A 17,558-nucleotide genomic window follows, 5' to 3' on the forward strand; every position below is an offset into this window, starting at 1 on the left:
TCCGTCATTGCGAGGAGCGAAGCGACGAAGCAATCCATCGCTCTGCGTGCGCGGATGCATGGATTGCTTCGCTTCGCTCGCAATGACGATGAGGAGACCTACGGCGGCGGGACGTTGGTCATCGGCTTGCGCTGGGCCAGCGCGGCGACCGTCGAGGTGCCGATCGGGCCCTTCTCGTCATAGAGCCAGCATTCGCCGATCGCGATGCCCTCGCTGGCGTGATGGTTCACCACGTCGAAACCGATCCATGGCGACACCGGCAGGCGGTGCAGATACAGCGTGACGTCGCTGTTGATGTAGCCGAGCCCGTGATCGCCGGCATTGGCGAAGGGGCTCGCGAAATCCGCGCCTGTCGCGACACGGACGAACGGCGACATCGGCGTGCCCTCGACGAGGTCGCGGACCTCGCTCATCCACAATCGCCGCGGCCCGAGCGAGCCCATGTGGCCGACAATCGGCCGCGTCGTCCATTTGCCGTTCATGCCGAGCCTTGGATCGGTCGGAGCCGGGATCGTGTCGGGCAGCGGCGCGTCCCAGTTGGCGGGCGACCAGACATTGCCCGGCGCATTTTCCGTCCGGCGCAACAACTGACACGAGGCGCGCGCCATCCTGATGCCGCCGGACAAGAACTCCGCTTCCACCACCTTGATTCGCAGGCCCTCGCGGACGAGTTTTGTCGTCACTTCCACCGGCGTCTGGACGTTCGGCAGCCGAAACATGTCGACCGTCAGTCGCGCCGGGACGAAGTCGTCGGAGCCGTGACGCTCCTCGATCACATGGCCGAGCAGACCGACCACGACGCGACCATGCATCGAGTTCGGATCCCACGGCCCGTTTGAGACTGGATTGGGGATGAAAGCGTCGCCGCGTTTGGCGAAGAATGGCTGTTGTGTCATGGCCCGCGACCATGACGGGAAGGGCGCGGTGAAATCAAGTCTCTCTAAACCCTCATCCTGAGGAACGCGCAGCGCGTCTCGAAGGTTGAGGCCACAGGCCGGGCCTCGTGGTTCGAGACGCGCTACGCGCTCCTCACCATGAGGGTTAGACAATCCCTGCGACCTGCCATTCCTGCCGTACATTTTCGTCCTTGTCGTCGGCCCGTGAGGCCAATGCGGCAAGCTCATTCCGATCGATCAACTCCGACAGTGCCCACACCGCCGCACCGCGTACCAGTGGGCTCTCATCATCGAGCAATCGCCGCGCCTCCGCGGCCAGAGACGCATCGTCGGAGTTGCCGATCGCAATCAGCACATTGCGCACGAAGCGGTCGCGGCCGATGCGCTTGACCGGGGATTTGGCGAACAGCGCACGGAACGCGGTGTCGTCGAGCCGTGCGAGGTCCGACAACGCCGGCGCACGCAGCTCATCGCGTGCGGCGAGTTTTGCCTCGCGCCCCGCTTGCGCGAACTTGTTCCAGGGGCACACGGCGAGGCAATCGTCGCAGCCATAGATGCGATTGCCGATGGCCTTGCGAAACTCGCGCGGGATCGGTCCCTTGTTCTCGATGGTCAGATACGAGATGCAGCGCCGCGCATCGAGCTTGTAGGGCGCGGGGAATGCCGCGGTCGGACAGATGTCCTGACACGCGGTGCAAGAGCCGCAATGATCGACATCGCCTTCATCGCGCGGCAAATCGGATGCCGAGAAGATTGCGCCGAGGAACAGCCATGATCCGAACTCGCGCGAGACCAGGTTGGTGTGCTTGCCTTGCCAGCCGAGGCCGGCGGCTTGCGCCAGCGGCTTCTCCATGACAGCGGCGGTGTCGACGAACACTTTCACCTCGTCGCCGGACATTGCGACCAGCCAGCGCGCCAATGTCTTCAAGCGCTTCTTGATCACGTCGTGATAGTCGTCGCCCTGCGCATAGGCCGAGATCGTGCCGATGGTCTTGCGCGTCAACGCGTCGAGTGGATTCGCATCCGGTCCGTAATTGACGCCGAGCATGATGATCGAGCGCACGCCCGGCCACAGCACGCGCGGATCGGCGCGGCGTTCGGGATTCGCTGCGAGCCAGTCCATGTCGCCATGGCCGCCGCCGGCGAGGAACTCGAGAAAATATCGGCCGGCCTGCGTGGTCGCATCGGGATCAGTGACACCGATGACGCCGAAGCCGAGCGCCTGCGCTTCGCGCACCAGCGCCGCCTTGAGATCAGCGGGAGAGAGCTTGACCGCCTGGTTCAGAAGTCGAGGTCCACATAGGTGCGCGATGCCGGCACCCCCGCCAGCCACTCGCTGAGCAGCGGGCGGAACGACGGGCGGGATTTCACCCGCGCGTACCACGCCTTTGCCGCGTCGTCCTCGCTCCATGGCACATCGCCCAGATAGTCGATCGCCGAAAGATGCGCCGCGGCGGCGAGATCCGCGTAGGTCAGACGGTCGCCGGCGAGATAGTTCCGCGTCTTCGCGAGCCAGCCGATATAGGTCAGATGATAGCGCACATTGACCTTGGCCGCGCGCATCACGTCCGGCGCCGGCGGGCCGCCGCCATTCTCCTCGCTCATGAAACGCTTGTAGATGCGTTCCGTCACCAGCGGGTTGGACGCCTCTTCGAAGAATTTCTCGTTGAACCACGCCATGAGCCGGCGCACCTCGATCCGCTCGGCCATCGAGACCGGCAGCAGGCGCCGTTCGCCGACCTCGAGCCCATGCGCCTCGTCGAGATATTCGGCGATGATCGGCGCCCCCGGAATCGGCGGAAAGCCCTCGGCGATCAGCGTCGGCGTGGTCGCGGCCGGGTTGAGCGCCAGATAGGCCTCGCGCCGTTCCCAGACCCGTTCCTCCACCAGACGCAGATCGAGGCCGTACTCGCCAAGCACCAGGCGAATGAAGCGCGACTGCGGGCAGAACGGATGGTGATACAGCGTGTACATGAAGTCCTTGGTAGTTTTACGGCGCTTAACAAACCATCAACCCGGCACAATCGCGACCGGTTCGGCCTTGCTGCCGCCTCATTGCCGCATCCTCACGCGAACCGGTAGTCGCCTCAGGTCACAGGCAGGTTTCGAAAACGCTATAGCCGAGCAAATCAGTCAGGCAACCTATGTTTGCCGGTTTTTTGCGATTGCAGCATAGGGACGAATAGGCGAGAAGGGCCCACTTTCCACAACAAGGCAGGCCAAATCATGATGTCGGACACGTTGCGGGCGGTGATTCTGGGCATTGTCGAGGGCGTGACAGAATTCCTCCCGGTGTCGTCGACGGGCCATTTGCTGCTGGCGGAACGGTTCTTCAATCTCGGCGAAGGCAATTTCTGGAAGAGCTTTGCCATCCTGATCCAGCTCGGCGCGATCCTCGCCATCGTCGCGCTCTACTTCGTCAAGCTGTCGCGCGTCGCGATCGGCATGTTCACCAATGCCGACGACCGCCGCTTCGTGATCGGCGTGCTGCTCGCGTTCCTGCCGGCCGTGGTGATCGGCCTGATCGCCGGCAAATACATCAAGGAAGTGCTGTTCAATCCCTGGGTCGTCTGCTTCACGCTGATCGTCGGCGGCGCCGTCCTGCTGTGGGTCGACCAACTCGAGCTCAAGCCGCATGAGGACGACGCGACGCGCTTTCCGCTGATGACCTATTTCTGGATCGGCCTCGCGCAGTGCCTCGCCATGATCCCGGGCGTGTCGCGCTCCGGCGCCAGCATCGTGGCGGCGATGCTGCTCGGCGCGGAGAAGCGCGCGGCGGCGGAATTCTCGTTCTTCCTGGCGATCCCGACCATGGTCGGCGCCTTCGCCTACGATTTCTACAAGAACCGCGGCGACTTCTCGTCCGACAACATGACGATCATCGCGATCGGCTTCGTGGTGTCGTTCATCACCGCGATCATTGTGGTGAAGGCGTTCCTCAACTTCGTCACCCGCCGCGGCTTCACCTTCTTCGCCTGGTGGCGCGTGATCGCCGGCACCCTCGGCCTGATCGCGCTGGCGATGGGGAAATAAGCTTCTTCACCTCTCCCCGCCCTTTTGCGGGGAGAGGTCGCCGCGCTCTTGCGCGGCGGGTGAGGGGCTGTGCACGGCGGTGCGCCTGCAATCAGCCTCTCCAACTCCCCGATCAACGCAGTCGGCACGCTGTGAGCTTGCGGCGCGAGTGTGCCATGCCCCTCACCCGCCGCCTGCGCTACCGCTCCGGCGTCGACCTCTCCCCGCAGAAGGGCGGGGAGAGGTGAAAAGCTTACGCGCTCTTCTTCTGGAACTGGCCGGTCGCGCGGTAGCGCCAGAGATATTGCGGGGCGACTGCTTCCAGCGAATCGGGCGCGATGCCCAAGCCTTCCAGTGTCAGCCCGGCGGACTTCGCCGCGTCGGAGACCACATTGTCGATCTGCAGCAGCGCGACCTGATCCGGCGTCAGCTTCAGCATCCCCGGCGCGAATTGCAGGAAGATCGCCTGCAGCTTGGCCAGCCCCACCGGCAGCGGCAGCAGCATGCGGTCGCGCTGGGTGATCTGGAGGATGATCTCCATGATCTCGCGCATGGTCAGCACTTCCGGCCCGCCGAGCTCGTAGGTGGCGCCGGCCTTGGCCTTGCCGTCGACGGCATCGGCGACCGCCTGCGCGACGTCGCCGACATAGGCGGGCTGCATCTTGTTGAGCCCGCCGCCGACCAGCGGCAGCGCCGGCGACATCCGCGCCAGGCCTGCAAAGCGGTTGGTGAACTGGTCCTCAGGGCCGAACAGGACGGAGGGCCGCAGGATGGTGGCCGAGGGCACCGCAGCCAGCACGGCCTTCTCGCCCGCCGCCTTGGCGCGGGCATAGGCCGAGGGCGAATTCTCGTCGGCGCCGATCGCCGACACATGCACCATCCGTGCACCGGCCGCCGCGGCTGCCCTGGCGACCGCCTCTGCGCCCTTGGCTTGCACGGCGTCAAAGGTCTGCTCGCCGCCTTCGGTCAGGATGCCCGTCAGGTTGATGGCCACCTGCGAATCACGCATCGCCGCCTCGACCGAGGCCGGATAGCGGACATTGGCCTGCACCGCGTGGATCTGGCCGACCCGGCCGAGCGGCTGCAGGTGAAAAGCCAGTTCGGGCCGGCGGACCGCGACGCGGACCCGATAATCGCGCTTGCACAGCGCCCGCACCACATTCCGCCCCAAAAACCCCGATCCGCCGAAAACCGTGATGAGCGTTTCCAGGTTCGATGCCATGGGGTAGTTCCTGCCGGATTCGAGAGCCATTGAGGGAGGTTAGCCGTTTGGCGATACGCCATCATGGCCACCCTGTACAGACTATTTGATTTTCGATTCATCCATTTGACAAGCGCGTAAGCGGTCCTTACTAAGCCGCCCCACGTGCCCAGGTGGCGGAATTGGTAGACGCGCTGGCTTCAGGTGCCAGTGGCTTCACGGCCGTGAAGGTTCGAGTCCTTTCCTGGGCACCATCGACTACCCAAGCGACTGAAATCGCTACATTGCAGGGAAAATGAGCCGCTGACCGGTACACAACACCGGGACACAGCGCGATGAACTATCGAATGGCCTACCTCTCCAAGGACAGCGACTCTTCGTTCTTCAGCTACAGGACGAGGACCCCTTCAGATATTTTGCGAATGCTGGACAATGACCGAGCGCTGCTGACGTTCGAGCAGTGCATGGGCAGTCCCGCGTTCGTGGTCACCGCCAAGATCGGAGCCGAGGTAAAGTTCTCGCTGCGGACCCGCGATGCCGCTGTGGCTGAAATCCGCAAGAACCAAGCGGGGACGGCGCTGGCAAGGCTCTGGGCTGCGCGCAGATCGCCACCGAAGCGGCTCAGCCACATGCAGATCATGGGGCTCGCGCGCTTGGTCCACGAGCTTTACGTCGAGGAGTTTCAGCAGGAGCCCGGTGAACGAGCCGCCTGGATCGCGCACAAGGCCTTGAACCGCGCCGTCCAGGAGGGACGTCTGATCAATGTTCCTCAGATTATTCCCGGCCAGGTGCCCGATGAATGCGACCTGGCTGCGCAACAGTTCGGGGACAATCTCACTCAGGGCATCAACTCGCTGCCCGTCCTGCCGGACCACGACCAAGGCCTAGAGAACCGTTTTGGGCTGCTCTGTGATTGGGTCCTGGACCAGAACTGCATGCGCGTGGACTACGCTACGCGGAAGCGCCTGCTGACGGCGATCGCCATGGCGGGACAAACTGGCCCGCGCCGGCTGAAGGAAAATGCGGCTGGCATCTACGGCACCGATACGTTCCTGGCGCAGTACCCGGTATTTCGATCGGAGCGAACCTTGACCGAGGTCTTTGAGGCGTGGCGCACCGAGGTGCAGCCCGCTCCAAACACCGTCTCGACGTGGAGGGGGCATCTGAACTCACTCCGGGAGTTTGTCGGCCACGAGGACATCGAGCGATTGACCAAGCACGACATCGTCGGCTGGAAGGACGACCTGGTGCAAAAGAACTTGGCGGCCAAGACGATCAACGACGGCTACCTGGCCTGCATCAAGAGGCTGTTGAGCTACGAGGTCGATAACCACCGGCTGAGAGAAAACGTCGCCGAGAAGATCACCGTGAGCACGCGAGGCCGTGCCGGAGAGAGCCAACTTCCCTATGCGACGGAGGAGGTCACTCGGCTTCTCACGCTCGGCAGGGAACAGACCTCGCAAAACTTGCGATCGAAGGCGAAGCGTTGGCTGCCCTGGCTTGCCGCCCTCAGCGGGTCCAGGATCGGCGAGGTGGCTCAGCTCTGGGGCCGTCGCATCCGGAAGGTCAAGGGCATTTGGGTGATGTCGATCCGCGCAGCCGAGGATGGCGGCCGGCTGAAGAACACCTGGAGTGAGCGGGATACCCCCATCCACCAAGCCATCATTGACGAAGGTTTTCTGGATTTCGTCGAACAGCGTGGCGAGGGGCCGCTATTCTACAACCGCAGTTCAGGTGACCCGAACAAGAAGCATGCATCGAAGAGCGTGAGCAACGACGTCGCGAAGTGGGTGAGGTCACAGCCGGGATTTCAGGACCCCCGCAAGGCGCCCAACCACGCCCTTAGGCACTGGTTCAAAACGGAACTCGGAGCGTTGCAGGTACCGGACAGTTTGTCCGATGCCATCGTGGGCACGGGAAGAAATCTGAAGCCGACAAGTACCGGCACTACACGATCGAGATGAAGGCGCCGGTTGTGAACAAGGTGCAGATACCGGCGCTCACGTCGACAGCTGCGGAGCCGGGAAATTCGCCGGAAATCGAATTTCTGGGGAATTTTGAATCCCGCCTAAGCGGCTGAGATCAAAGCAAAATCTGAGGTTTCGGTCCGAAAATGCGTAATTCGCCTAATAGGGCAGCGTAAGGCCCACCGGGACCGCAGCCTCAAAGGGCGACACCTCCAGGATCAAAGAGGAAGGTCGCTGGGCGGTTTTATGGAGAATGAGGCAGTATCCTGCCCCATCTTCCCAGAGCGAACCAGCGGGGCTCCTAGGCGGCCTGGTTGCGATATCGGCTCGGTGCGTCCTCGTTCGCGGCCACCGGCACAGCCGTTGAGACCCCGACTTGGATGGAGGGCAGACGAAGATCTCGCCGCAGTCCTCCCTGAACCTCGTCGCGGCTCCGGGCGCGGGCAGTCAGGTTGGTGGACAACCCATAGCGCCGACCGAAAATCGGACCGCCATACTGGATGGTATGGTTGAGATAGCGGCCGGCCTGGGGGCTGTTCTTAGCGATGTAGGTCAGGACACTCTCCTCGCCGCCCTTCTCGTTGCGCCTGATGCGGTACGTGCAGCCGCGCACGTCGATTTCTTCGGAGCCGTTGCACCATGCCCTAACCACTTTGTCGAACCGCTTCTGAAGTGGCGGCGGCACATGCATCAGGACGTGCAGGTGTTCGTCCTTGGCGGTCTCGCGCTTCGATTCCCGGGTCCAGAGACAGGTGAAGTCGAACCCGTTATCGCGGGCGAATTGAGCCAGCTTGTTACGCCAGCTCCACCAGGTCTTGATCCGCTGTTCGGGGTCCTGATCATTGATGTCCTTCGGCCGGAACGTGATGAACCTGTTCACCGGCTGACCGATGGTCTTCGCATGGTGCCACGCGGACTTGAGATCGGTGACCTGGCGGAGCGTCAACTGTCTGGTGATGCTCCTGCGGCCGATCTTGGTCTTCTTGGTCCAGTTGGCAAACCGATCGCGCTTAGCCGGACGATGGGTACCTGATCCCCTCTCTAGCTCCTGCATGACCCCTGCGGCGCCTGAAACCATAGAAGAGCGCTCCGCCTCAGCCGAGAGCGGCTCAACCTTGTCTATCTGTGAAAAGTCCGGGGAAAATTGAGCGAAATGGCCTCCGACCTGCCCATGCAAGTCGCACTTCAATTCTTGAAAGTTGTCGTTGGCGAAAGGGGCCTCTTTTGGCGGTGCGATGTCGGAACGGGTCATTCGATATGGGGGCCTATGCAAGAAAAAAAATTTGGACCTCGCATGGTGGTGCCTCGCTCCACCGGAGTCCACGCGACGGACGACCATTCGAGTGCACGTCCTGCTTTTCCCCACGCGGGGAGCAATCGCATTCGAGTGCCGAACAGGTGGAGAACGCTGTTCCTTAGCTGTTCTCCGGGTGTCTTCCACGAAGAGCCGCTGCCTTTGGCAATTTGGAGATGTAGAACGAAAGATTTTCGACCTCGTCGGCGAGTTCACTGACGCCGCAGTCTCGGGAGCAGACCCGATCGAGAGCCGGGCCGGGTTCACTGCCTTGCTCGACCAGATCGAGGGCAACGGGGTTAGGACCGTTATCGTCGAGGATGCCAGCCGCTTCGCTCGCGAGCTTGTCACTCAGGAACTTGGTATTCTGGCCCTGATCAACCGCGGCGTTCGTGTGCTGACAGCCAACGGCGATGACTTGACAGACAGCAGCGACCCTTCCCGCGTCATGATGCGCCAAATCGCCGGTGCCTTTCACCAGTACGAAAAGGCTCGGCTGGTCGCCAAGCTGAAGGTGGCCCGGGACCGAAAAAGAACTGCTGGGATGAAGGTGGAGGGCCGGAAGAGCCATGCCGAAATCGATGCGGCTGAGCACGGCGGCAGGATGATCGCACTCGCCCGCAGGCTTCGGCGCAAGAGCCCTAAACGAGGCCGCAATTCACTCCGAGCGATCGCCATCGAACTGGAAAAAGAAGGATTCGTAAGTGAATCCGGGAAGCGCTTTGCCCCCACCGCGGTAGCTCGGATGCTGGGCGAGCTATGAAGCGAGGTTCTGCATCGCGTCCGCGGCCAGTAATTCTACTGAGAACAGCCGTCACACCTGGGAAAATTCCCAAGGTCCGGATAGGGAACGTGGTGCGGCCTAACCGGCCAGAGGGGACGTTGGGGTGAAAAAGCTGGCAATGGACGGAACGGCGGCTGCATTTGCGACCTCAAGCAAGCAGGGACGTCACAGCGACTTTCGGATCGATATCAACGCGCTGCGAGCGCTCTCGGTCGCTGCTGTGGTTGGCTATCACTACGGCGTCTTCGGGTTCGCGGGCGGATTTGTCGGCGTCGATATCTTCCTGGTGATTACGGGCTATCTGATGACCGGCAAGGTGCTGAACGACCTGGCCGATGGTCGGTTCTCATTTATTGCGTTCGGCGCCATGCGGATGCGCCGGATTTATCCGGCTCTCGCCGTAACCATCGTGATGTCCGTTCTCGCTGGTTGGTTCCTCACGCTGCCCCGCGAATACCTGAAGCATCTTCTGCAGGCCCTCTCTGCGCTGACATTCGTGTCGAATTTCGCCTTCGACAGCGACAATGGTTATTTCGCCATGGCTGCACAGACGAAGCCGCTATTGCATACGTGGTCGCTTTCGGTGGAGTGGCAGTTCTACATCTGGATGCCGCTAGTCGTGTCGCTGATCTGGCGATCGGCTTTCACCTCGAAATCGAAGATCGGCGCGGTGCTGATCGCAATTCAGATCGCCGCCGCCTTGTCCCTCGCCTGGTGTTTGTGGAAGAGCCAGAGCGATGCGATGGGCTCGTCCTACTTCTCGCTCCGCGCCAGAGCGTGGGAGCCGCTGGCAGGTGGATTGATCGCCGCTTTGGAGATCCGGCGGCGCTCCAAAGGGGATACGAAGCCGTGGACCGAAAACCCGGTCGTGGCCATCGCGGGTTGGGCATTGGTTGCACTCTCCATCGCCTGTCCCGTTCCGGAATTGCGATGGCCGGGTCTGCTCACAATCCCACCGATACTCGGCGCCGCAATGATCGTGGCAGCGCGACAGGGGACTGGCGCCAGGAGCTGGCTCGGGTTCTCTCCTATCCAGCGGCTGGGTGACTGGTCCTATTCGATTTACCTATGGCACTGGCCCATCTGGGTGTTCGCACTGAGTTGGCTGTCTCTCCACGGTGAAAACGTGAGCGCCACGCACAATATGTTGATGCTGGGTCTAACTCTCGCCCTCAGCGCGGCGTCGTACCGTTGCGTGGAGCAGCCCGTCAGGACGCGACGGGATTATTGGACCCTCCGCCGTCTCCTGGTCGGCTCCAGCGCAGTGTTTGCCTCGCTCGCCGGGTTCATCGCGGTCGCATTCCTCGACGAGGGATTTCCAAACAGGTTGCCGGACTACTTGCTGCCGGCCGAGCTGGCGAGAAAGACCAACACCCCCAGAGACGAGTGTTTCAGGAATGCGAACTCCACCAAGAAGGCCGCGGAGACCTATTGCAGTTTCGGAGGTGAGGAGATTGCGGGGCGGCCCTCCACTATCCTCTGGGGCGATTCGTTCGCCAACCAGTATCTTGAACCGATTTCTGCGGCGGCCGCTGCGAACGGTATACACGGTCTGATCGCGACCCAGAGCGCATGCAGACCATTCATCGACGATCCGGCTCGAAACGCTGGGGATCAGCGTGCGTGTCGTGACTTCAACCAGAGCACGCTCGACTTTCTTGTAAACCACACTCAACCGAGCATCGTTGTTCTCGGCGGGAACTGGGGAAATTCTGTCGAGATATCGTCGTTAGTTGATAGGCTGCATTCCTTGGGCAAGACGGTCGTGCTGATCATGCCGCTCCTGAACATCGGCTTCGACCTACCGCAGCGCTGGATCGAAAAGCAGGTCCGGGTCGGAAGCGCCATCCGCGAATGGAAGGTTGAGGCCGATCCAGGTCTAACGATGAGCGACCTCAGAAGCGAAATTACTCGCGACCTCAACGGATACAGGAACGATCCGCGGCTTATTGCCGTCGATCCGCAGTCCGTGGTCTGCGAGCGTGACCATTGCTATCTGGTCCGGGACGGCCAAGCGAATTTCCGTGATACGGCTCATATCTCGAACGTCAATGCGATGCAGTTCAGGGGATTGTTCGATGCGGCTTTCAAATCCGCGCTCCGCGTCGGAACGGAAGCCGACAAAACGCTGAATTGATCCTACGGCGCACCGCACGAACCGGCTTGAAAACGGTACACAGCGTCGGTACACAAGGAGTCCACCGGGCGGCTAAAAACCCTAGCAAATTCAGATTTTCTGGATGGTGGCGATCCAGTCCTTTCCTGGGCACCACTTTTCCTTTGGATGTCCCCCAAAGCGGTAATCCGGAGCCTTAAGCCGGTGATCGCCGAGGCCCGATCTTCCTTTTAGCTGTTGCGATCACGATATTTGTCCTCGACGTGGTCGCGAGGATTGTGATTTCGTTGACCCAAAGGATTCCGGACTATGGCAACGCTCGACATCAGTCGCTTGACGCCCAAGGAACGGCTCGACCTCATCAGCGAGCTTTGGGACAGCCTTTCCGCTACCGACGTACAGCTGACTCCCGAGCAGCAAGCTGAGCTAGGCCGCCGGCTTGCGACCTTCGACGCGGATCGCCGCGATGCGATCCCCTGGGAGGAGATTGACGCCGAGTTCGATCGCCGGTCGCGGTAAGTGGTTCGGATACTCTTCACGCGAGCGGCGCGGGCTGATCTCGCCGAAGCCGTTCGCTGGTACGACGCGCATGCACCGCACATCGTACCGCAGTTTCGTGACGCCCTGCGAGCCGCGCTAACGCGGATCGGAGATAATCCCAAACAGTTCACGCCAGTTTACAGAGAGACGCGCCGCGCGTTGCTGCGCCGATTCCCATACGTCATTGTGTTTCGTGAGACGCGCGATGCAATCTATGTCGTTGCAGTCTTCCACACGAGCCGTGATCCCTTGATTTGGCAACGTCGCTCGTAGCATCACTGGATGATCGCAGGATTCGCCCGCCTTGGATTTGCTAGTACCGACTTCGATCGGGCGCAGGCACGCCGTGAATGCGCTCGCGCTGCGCTTCGAGCCAAACCAAACGCTTCATTGCCGACTTCTTGAGCGAGGCAGACAGTTTCAGATGCATCGCGCGAAATTCGGGCGCGGCTGATCCAGTCGTTCAGCTCGTGCAAGTTGAGTTTTGCCACAGCTTCCTCGGTCTCCCGGTGCGCGCGATCGTTCGCCCAACATCAATCCTCCGGGAAGAGCAATCGCTCGTAGTCCCGCGCGCCGTGCAGAACATGGATCACCTCGATCGTGTCTGCACCGACGCGATAGAAAATCAGGTAGTTGCCGAACGGGCGGCGACGGATGCCATGATCTTCATAGCGTGGCACCAAAGGATAGCCGCGAGGTGCATCGGCCAATGATTCGCATCGCGCACGAAGTTCACGGACGAGCTTGAGCGCGCTCTGCGGACTCTGCTCCGCCACATAGGTCGTGATCTGCTCGATGTCGGCCTCGGCTTCTGCGGTGAGGACAACGATCACGTGCGTTTGATCTTGGTCGCGAACTTCTTTTCCAGGCGATCGAAGACTTTGGAGCTGGGTTCGACCCGGCCCGCGTCCGCGTCGGCCAGCCCGCGTGCAATAGAGGCGTCTAGTGCAGCGAGTTTTGCTTCTCGCTCCTGAACGAGGCGCACGCCCTCGCGCAGTACCTCACTCTTGGAATGATAGCGGCCGGACTCCACAAGCTTCAGCACGAAGCTCTCCAAAGCTTCTCCCAGATCGGCACTCATCGCCATGAGATCTCCTCCAAAACACCCAACAATAACTATTATTGGAGGGGCAAACTTTCAAGCGATTTCGATAGGTTAGCTGGCTGCCGGCGCTGCCCTAACAGGCGATGCCGCCTCACGCCACCAGCGTCCCCGTCCGCCTCGCCACCGCCTTCTGCACGAAGTACATCGCAACCACCGACACGATTGCCGTCGCGATCACGATGTAGCCGAGCCAGTCGAAGCGGATCAGCGTGCCGTCGGCCTGCTCGGCGATGATTGCGGCGGCGAGCACCGAGCCGAGGCCGCCGGAGAGTTGCTGCAGTGAGGCGCTCACCGCGCTGAAGGCGCCGCGCTGGCTGGCGTCGGGGATGGCCGAGATCAGCGCCTGCGACGGGATCATCCGCGAGAAGATGCCGACGAACATCAGCACGTTGACGACGATGACGGTCAGTAGCGTCGACGGACCGAGATGGGTGTAGATCAGCACCATGATGATGGACACGATGCTGCCGAACACGAACATCGGATATTTGCCGAACCGGTCTGAGGCGCGGCCCACCATGGGGCCCGTGACGATGCTGAACAGGCCGGAGACCAGATAGATTGTCGGCAGATGGGTGATGTCGATGCCGAGATTGTGCACGGTGTAGGCGCTGCCGAAAGGCATCAGCATGTAGCCGCCGGTCGCAAGCAGCGTCGTGACGCCGAAGGCCAGCGTGTAACGGCGCTCGCCGACGGTTGCGATCAAATGGCGGAACGGATTGCTGTCGTGCTGCAGCTTGAGATGGCCGTCGACCGGCTGCATCGCGAAGGCAATGACGATGATGGCGATGATCGAGATGCCGACGATCGCGACAAAGCAGATGTGCCAGCTCCAGTGATTGGCGAGATAGAGTCCGGCGGGAACGCCGAGCACCTGGCTTGCGGCGAACGCGGTCTGCACGAAGCCCATCACGCGGCCGCGCAGATGCAGCGCGAACAGGTCGGTGGTGATGGCGAGCACGATCGAGCCGATCACGCCGCCGAACACGCCGGTCACGATGCGGCCGAGCAGCAGCACGTGGTAGTTCGGCGCCACCGCGCAGAGCAGGGTGCCGAGCGTGAAGCCGACGTAGAAGAACAGCAGCAGCCGCTTGCGGTCGAAGCGATCGGCGAAGCCGGCGGCGAGGATGCCGGAGATGCCGGCGCTGAAAGCATAGGCCGAGACCGCCACGCCGAATTGCGCCGGGGTGATGTTGAGCGCGGGCATCAGGATGGCGCCGAGCGGCGACATGATCACGAAGTCGAGAATGATCGTGAATTGCGTGAAGGCGAGCAGCGCGATCAGCAGCGACTGGTAGCGGGTAAAGCCCTGCTGGCTTTCCCGGGGGGCGTCGATCGGCGCGGCGACGGTCTGTTCGGTCATGACTCTTGTTCTTGGATGCGGGAGGAGGCGGGCGTCGGCAACAGATAGGGAGGCCGGGAGACGATTTCATCGGGCGAGATGCGGAATTCCGGGCGAAAAATCGCTTGATTGCGTGCCCTTTCCGCCACAGGAAAAGAGCTACCCGCTCGCCTCCGCAGCCCCGGAGCGCTAGTGTCATTCCCGAATCGACGTCAAGAGTTGAGGCCTTCGTTCATGACCATCCGCCTGCATCGCGGCGACCTGCCGGATCTGTCCCGCTATACCGACTCTGTCGCGATCGACACCGAGACCATGGGGCTGCATCCGCATCGCGACCGGCTCTGCGTGGTGCAGATGTCGAATGGCGACGGCACCGCCGACGTGATCCAGATCCCGAAGGGCCACACCGATTCGCCGAACCTGAAGGCACTACTCGGCAATCCAGAGATCACCAAGATCTTCCACTTCGCGCGCTTCGACGTCGCGGTGCTCTTTCATACTTTCGGCGTGATGCCGCAGCCGGTCTACTGCACCAAGATCGCCTCGCGGCTGTGCCGCACCTATACCGACCGCCACGGCCTGAAGGATCTGGTGCGCGAGGTGCTGAACGTCGAACTGTCCAAGCAGCAGCAGTCGAGCGATTGGGGTGCGACCGCGCTCAGCGAAGCCCAGCTTGCCTATGCCGCCTCCGACGTGCTGCATCTGCATGCCCTGCGCGACAAGCTCGATGTCATGCTGGCGCGCGAGGGGCGGACCGAGCTCGCCAGGTCTTGCTTCGACTTCCTGCCCTCCCGCGCCAGGCTCGACCTCGACGGCTGGGAGGCCGAGGACATTTTCGCCCATTCTTAAAGTCCGCCGGGCATGATGGGCCGGAGCGATCCCCCGGCATTTGCCGGATGATTGGGGGCGGGTTCCGCCCCGTTTCGGCCAAACTGTTCACGCGTGGTCGGGAGATGGGGCGCGACGTGAGGTCCGGGCTGCATATTCGGCCCGTCCCGGGTAGAATGGCGGATACTGATCGCCTTTCGGAGCAGCGGTGAATTCGGTTCAGAATCCAGCCTATGTCGCAGGTCTCGAGGCGCGCTTCGCCGCCGCCGCGCGCCATAGCCGCATGGTGCGGATCCTGCGCATCGCGGTGCCGGCGGCGGTGGCGCTGTCGATGGCTGTCATCGTGTTCGTGTCCGTCTTCAACAAGTTCCGCGTCAACCTGCCGAAGCTGCCGGTCGATATCGGCAATGTCGTCGTCTCCGGCACCAAGGTCACGATGGAATCGCCGCATATGGCCGGCTTCTCCTCGACCGACAAGCGTCCCTACGAGGTCTGGGCCAAGGCCGCGATCCAGGATCTCACCGATCCTGATCATGTCGAGCTGAAGATCGTCCGCGCCAAGGTACAGATGGAAGACAAGTCGACGGTGACGCTGGATGCGAAAACCGGCTTCTACGACAGCAAGCAGTCATTGCTCGAATTGAAGAAGGATATCTTCCTGCAGTCGTCGACGGGCTATGAGGCAAAGCTCTCGCAGGCGCTGATCGACATCAACAAGGGCATGGTGACGTCGGAGGAGCATGTCGACGTCAAGCTGCTTCAGGGTACGCTGACCTCGGACCGGCTCCGCATCATCAACAGCGGCGAGGTCGTGCGCTTCGAGGGCAATGTGGTGATGGATCTGGACAAGCTCGGCGACGGCAACGCGCCGCCTGCGCCGGCCGCGGCAGAGCCCGAGCCAGCGCCGCCGCCGCCCGCGCCGAAGCCGCGCAAATCCGCCACTCCCAGATGATAGCGATGGTCAAATTGTTTTCGCGAAGCGTAGCCGCGGCGACCTTTGCGCTCGCGCTGATGGTGTCCGGCAATGCCTGGGCGCAAGGCACGATGTCGGGCGTGCCCAACGCCATGCAGGGCTTCTCGCAGAACCGCGACCAGCCGATCCAGATCGAGGCGGCTTCGCTTGAGATGCACGACAAGCAGAAGGAAGCGACCTTTTCCGGCAATGTGAAGGTGGTGCAGGGCGACACCACCATGACCTCGAAGTCGCTGGTCGTGTTCTACGAGGATAAATCCTCGCAACCGGCGGCCGCGCCGAAAGCTGCTGCCAAGCCCGCGAAGGGCGCGCCGATGCAGTCGACCCAGCCGGGGCCGGGCGGCTCGTCGTCGATCAAGCGGCTGGAGGCGCGCGGCAACGTCGTCGTCACCCAGAAGGAGCAGGTCGTCACCGGCGACACCGCGATCTTCGACACCAAGGCCAATCTGATCACGATGCAGGGCGGCGTGGTGCTGACCCAGTGCCAGAACGTGTTGCGCGGCGACAAGCTGCTGGTCGACATGACCACCGGCGTTTCCCGCGTCGAGTCCAACAGCGGCAAGGTGCAGGGCCTGTTCATGCAGACGCAGGGCGGCGGGCAGGGCAAGGGCTGCGGCACGCCGGTGGCACCCGGCTCGGGACCGACGATGCCGTCGCTGATTCCGGGCAGCAAGAAGTAGGGAGCAAGATGCCCTTTCCGCGCATCCTTGCCGTCATCGTCTTCGGTCTCGCGCTGATCGCGATCGAGAGGGTGTGGGCGCAAGGCAGCGCGTCGGTGCCCAACGCCATGCAGGGCTTTGCGCAGAATCGCGACCAGCCGATTCATATCGAGGCGGCCTCGCTCGAGATGCGCGACAAGAAAAAGGAAGCGACCTTCGCCGGTGGGGTGAAGGTGGTGCAGGGCGACACAGTCATGACCTCGAAGACGCTGGTCGCGTTCTACGAGGACAAATCGGCCCAGCCCTCGACGCCGCCTGCAGGCACCAAGGACGCCAAGGCAGGCAAGATCGAGCCGACGCCGTCACCCACGCCGGCCGGCCCCGGCGGCTCCTCGTCGATCAAGCGGCTCGAGGCGCGCGGCAACGTGGTCGTGACCCAGAAGGATCAGGTCGTGACCGGCGAGGTCGCGATCTTCGACACCAAGGCCAATCTGATCACCATGACGGGCGGTGTGGTCCTGACCCAATGCAAAAACGTGGTGCGCGGCGACCGCCTCCGGGTCGACATGATCACCGGCGTCTCGCGGGTCGAGTCCGACAGCCGGGTCCAGGTGACGGTGGCGCAGGGACAGGAGGGCCAGGGCTGCGCGGCTTCGCCGCCGGCCCAGCCCGCCGCCACGCCGTCGCCGACATCGACGAAATCCAGATAGATCAATATGTTAGATAATATTTTGGCGGCGCGAGGTTGAAGCCGGCCGTGCGAGACTGTATTTACTGATGCAGTCCGACGAGGGATGCGCCGAGGGGGATTGGCGGCGTCGGTCTTGGTTTGAGCATGATT

At 62.3% G+C, this 17,558-nt stretch carries 18 protein-coding genes and 1 tRNA gene; 11 read left to right on the forward strand and 8 right to left on the reverse strand.

The window, feature by feature from the left end:
* Positions 1–98: 98 nt before the first annotated feature.
* The 3 genes from JQ604_RS26800 to JQ604_RS26810 form a co-directional block, all read right to left on the reverse strand.
* Positions 99–896, reverse strand: coding sequence for an acyl-CoA thioesterase domain-containing protein (locus JQ604_RS26800; protein WP_212363674.1), 798 nt, complete (start codon positions 894–896; stop codon positions 99–101).
* A gap of 145 nt (positions 897–1,041) precedes the next feature.
* On the reverse strand, positions 1,042–2,229 hold the full coding sequence (gene queG / locus JQ604_RS26805) for a tRNA epoxyqueuosine(34) reductase QueG (protein ID WP_212363675.1): 1,188 nt from the start codon (positions 2,227–2,229) through the stop codon (positions 1,042–1,044).
* Entirely contained in the window at positions 2,178–2,870 is a 693-nt protein-coding gene (locus tag JQ604_RS26810) for a glutathione S-transferase family protein (RefSeq protein WP_212363676.1), read from the reverse strand. Before JQ604_RS26810 ends, queG begins: the two co-directional genes overlap by 52 nt.
* Positions 2,871–3,122: 252 nt before the next feature.
* On the opposite strand from JQ604_RS26810, the gene JQ604_RS26815 reads away from it, so the two are divergent.
* Positions 3,123–3,929 carry an undecaprenyl-diphosphate phosphatase gene (locus JQ604_RS26815; protein ID WP_212363677.1) on the forward strand — a complete coding sequence of 269 codons (807 nt, stop codon included), beginning with the start codon at positions 3,123–3,125 and terminating at the stop codon, positions 3,927–3,929.
* Between the two features lie 232 nt (positions 3,930–4,161).
* Here JQ604_RS26815 and JQ604_RS26820 read toward each other — a convergent pair whose 3' ends face one another.
* On the reverse strand, positions 4,162–5,130 hold the full coding sequence (locus tag JQ604_RS26820) for a complex I NDUFA9 subunit family protein (RefSeq protein WP_212363678.1): 969 nt from the start codon (positions 5,128–5,130) through the stop codon (positions 4,162–4,164).
* Positions 5,131–5,276: 146 nt separating this feature from the next.
* On the opposite strand from JQ604_RS26820, the gene JQ604_RS26825 reads away from it, so the two are divergent.
* A tRNA-Leu gene (locus JQ604_RS26825) sits at positions 5,277–5,363 on the forward strand.
* 81 nt (positions 5,364–5,444) lie between these two features.
* Positions 5,445–7,073: a site-specific integrase gene (locus JQ604_RS26830; RefSeq protein WP_212363679.1), complete on the forward strand. Its 1,629-nt coding sequence runs from the start codon at positions 5,445–5,447 to the stop codon at positions 7,071–7,073.
* A gap of 304 nt (positions 7,074–7,377) precedes the next feature.
* On the opposite strand, the gene JQ604_RS26835 is transcribed toward JQ604_RS26830, so the two are convergent.
* The gene (locus tag JQ604_RS26835; protein WP_212363680.1) at positions 7,378–8,328 is read right to left on the reverse strand and encodes a hypothetical protein; all 951 of its coding nucleotides are present in this window, start codon (positions 8,326–8,328) and stop codon (positions 7,378–7,380) included.
* Here JQ604_RS26835 and JQ604_RS26840 point away from each other — a divergent pair.
* The 4 genes from JQ604_RS26840 to JQ604_RS42210 all read left to right on the forward strand — a co-directional run bounded on the left by JQ604_RS26840 (position 8,312) and on the right by JQ604_RS42210 (position 12,083).
* Entirely contained in the window at positions 8,312–9,133 is an 822-nt protein-coding gene (locus JQ604_RS26840; RefSeq protein ID WP_212363681.1) for a recombinase family protein, read from the forward strand. The genes JQ604_RS26835 and JQ604_RS26840 overlap by 17 nt on opposite strands.
* A gap of 124 nt (positions 9,134–9,257) precedes the next feature.
* On the forward strand, positions 9,258–11,291 hold the full coding sequence (locus JQ604_RS26845; protein WP_212363682.1) for an acyltransferase family protein: 2,034 nt from the start codon (positions 9,258–9,260) through the stop codon (positions 11,289–11,291).
* 288 nt (positions 11,292–11,579) lie between these two features.
* On the forward strand, positions 11,580–11,789 hold the full coding sequence (locus JQ604_RS26850; RefSeq protein WP_212363683.1) for an addiction module protein: 210 nt from the start codon (positions 11,580–11,582) through the stop codon (positions 11,787–11,789).
* Positions 11,790–12,083: a type II toxin-antitoxin system RelE/ParE family toxin gene (locus JQ604_RS42210; protein WP_212363684.1), complete on the forward strand. Its 294-nt coding sequence runs from the start codon at positions 11,790–11,792 to the stop codon at positions 12,081–12,083.
* A gap of 260 nt (positions 12,084–12,343) precedes the next feature.
* On the opposite strand, the gene JQ604_RS26860 is transcribed toward JQ604_RS42210, so the two are convergent.
* The 3 genes from JQ604_RS26860 to JQ604_RS26870 form a co-directional block, all read right to left on the reverse strand.
* Positions 12,344–12,643: a type II toxin-antitoxin system RelE/ParE family toxin gene (locus tag JQ604_RS26860; RefSeq protein WP_212363685.1), complete on the reverse strand. Its 300-nt coding sequence runs from the start codon at positions 12,641–12,643 to the stop codon at positions 12,344–12,346.
* Positions 12,640–12,897, reverse strand: coding sequence for a type II toxin-antitoxin system ParD family antitoxin (locus tag JQ604_RS26865; protein ID WP_212363686.1), 258 nt, complete (start codon positions 12,895–12,897; stop codon positions 12,640–12,642). Before JQ604_RS26865 ends, JQ604_RS26860 begins: the two co-directional genes overlap by 4 nt.
* Positions 12,898–13,006: 109 nt before the next feature.
* On the reverse strand, positions 13,007–14,278 hold the full coding sequence (locus JQ604_RS26870) for an MFS transporter (protein ID WP_212363687.1): 1,272 nt from the start codon (positions 14,276–14,278) through the stop codon (positions 13,007–13,009).
* Between the two features lie 213 nt (positions 14,279–14,491).
* Between JQ604_RS26870 and JQ604_RS26875 the strand changes: the two genes are divergently transcribed.
* The 4 genes from JQ604_RS26875 (at position 14,492) to JQ604_RS26890 (ending at position 17,427) form a co-directional block, all read left to right on the forward strand.
* Positions 14,492–15,106 (forward strand): ribonuclease D, encoded by a 615-nt coding sequence (locus JQ604_RS26875; protein ID WP_212363688.1) that lies wholly within the window; start codon positions 14,492–14,494, stop codon positions 15,104–15,106.
* Between the two features lie 187 nt (positions 15,107–15,293).
* On the forward strand, positions 15,294–16,037 hold the full coding sequence (gene lptC, locus JQ604_RS26880; RefSeq protein ID WP_212363689.1) for an LPS export ABC transporter periplasmic protein LptC: 744 nt from the start codon (positions 15,294–15,296) through the stop codon (positions 16,035–16,037).
* A gap of 5 nt (positions 16,038–16,042) precedes the next feature.
* Positions 16,043–16,738: an LptA/OstA family protein gene (locus JQ604_RS26885; RefSeq protein ID WP_433996289.1), complete on the forward strand. Its 696-nt coding sequence runs from the start codon at positions 16,043–16,045 to the stop codon at positions 16,736–16,738.
* 8 nt (positions 16,739–16,746) lie between these two features.
* Positions 16,747–17,427, forward strand: a complete 681-nt coding sequence (locus tag JQ604_RS26890; protein ID WP_212363691.1) for an LptA/OstA family protein — start codon at positions 16,747–16,749, stop codon at positions 17,425–17,427.
* Positions 17,428–17,558 lie beyond the last annotated feature (131 nt).

Origin of the sequence: Bradyrhizobium jicamae, assembly GCF_018130695.1 — a bacterium.
GTDB lineage: Bacteria > Pseudomonadota > Alphaproteobacteria > Rhizobiales > Xanthobacteraceae > Bradyrhizobium > Bradyrhizobium jicamae_B.

What these genes read in the sequence shown, in the direction of transcription:
- JQ604_RS26840 (WP_212363681.1), top strand. Translation starts at nt 8,312, where the DNA reads ATGTCGGAACGGGTCATTCGATATGGGGGCCTATGCAAGAAAAAAAAT.
- JQ604_RS26815 (WP_212363677.1), top strand. Translation starts at nt 3,123, where the DNA reads ATGATGTCGGACACGTTGCGGGCGGTGATTCTGGGCATTGTCGAGGGC.
- JQ604_RS26810 (WP_212363676.1), bottom strand. Translation starts at nt 2,870, where the DNA reads ATGTACACGCTGTATCACCATCCGTTCTGCCCGCAGTCGCGCTTCATT.
- JQ604_RS26875 (WP_212363688.1), top strand. Translation starts at nt 14,492, where the DNA reads ATGACCATCCGCCTGCATCGCGGCGACCTGCCGGATCTGTCCCGCTAT.
- JQ604_RS26835 (WP_212363680.1), bottom strand. Translation starts at nt 8,328, where the DNA reads ATGACCCGTTCCGACATCGCACCGCCAAAAGAGGCCCCTTTCGCCAAC.
- JQ604_RS26830 (WP_212363679.1), top strand. Translation starts at nt 5,445, where the DNA reads ATGAACTATCGAATGGCCTACCTCTCCAAGGACAGCGACTCTTCGTTC.
- JQ604_RS26850 (WP_212363683.1), top strand. Translation starts at nt 11,580, where the DNA reads ATGGCAACGCTCGACATCAGTCGCTTGACGCCCAAGGAACGGCTCGAC.
- JQ604_RS26890 (WP_212363691.1), top strand. Translation starts at nt 16,747, where the DNA reads ATGCCCTTTCCGCGCATCCTTGCCGTCATCGTCTTCGGTCTCGCGCTG.
- JQ604_RS26820 (WP_212363678.1), bottom strand. Translation starts at nt 5,130, where the DNA reads ATGGCATCGAACCTGGAAACGCTCATCACGGTTTTCGGCGGATCGGGG.
- JQ604_RS26870 (WP_212363687.1), bottom strand. Translation starts at nt 14,278, where the DNA reads ATGACCGAACAGACCGTCGCCGCGCCGATCGACGCCCCCCGGGAAAGC.
- JQ604_RS26800 (WP_212363674.1), bottom strand. Translation starts at nt 896, where the DNA reads ATGACACAACAGCCATTCTTCGCCAAACGCGGCGACGCTTTCATCCCC.
- JQ604_RS26885 (WP_433996289.1), top strand. Translation starts at nt 16,043, where the DNA reads ATGGTCAAATTGTTTTCGCGAAGCGTAGCCGCGGCGACCTTTGCGCTC.
- JQ604_RS26865 (WP_212363686.1), bottom strand. Translation starts at nt 12,897, where the DNA reads ATGGCGATGAGTGCCGATCTGGGAGAAGCTTTGGAGAGCTTCGTGCTG.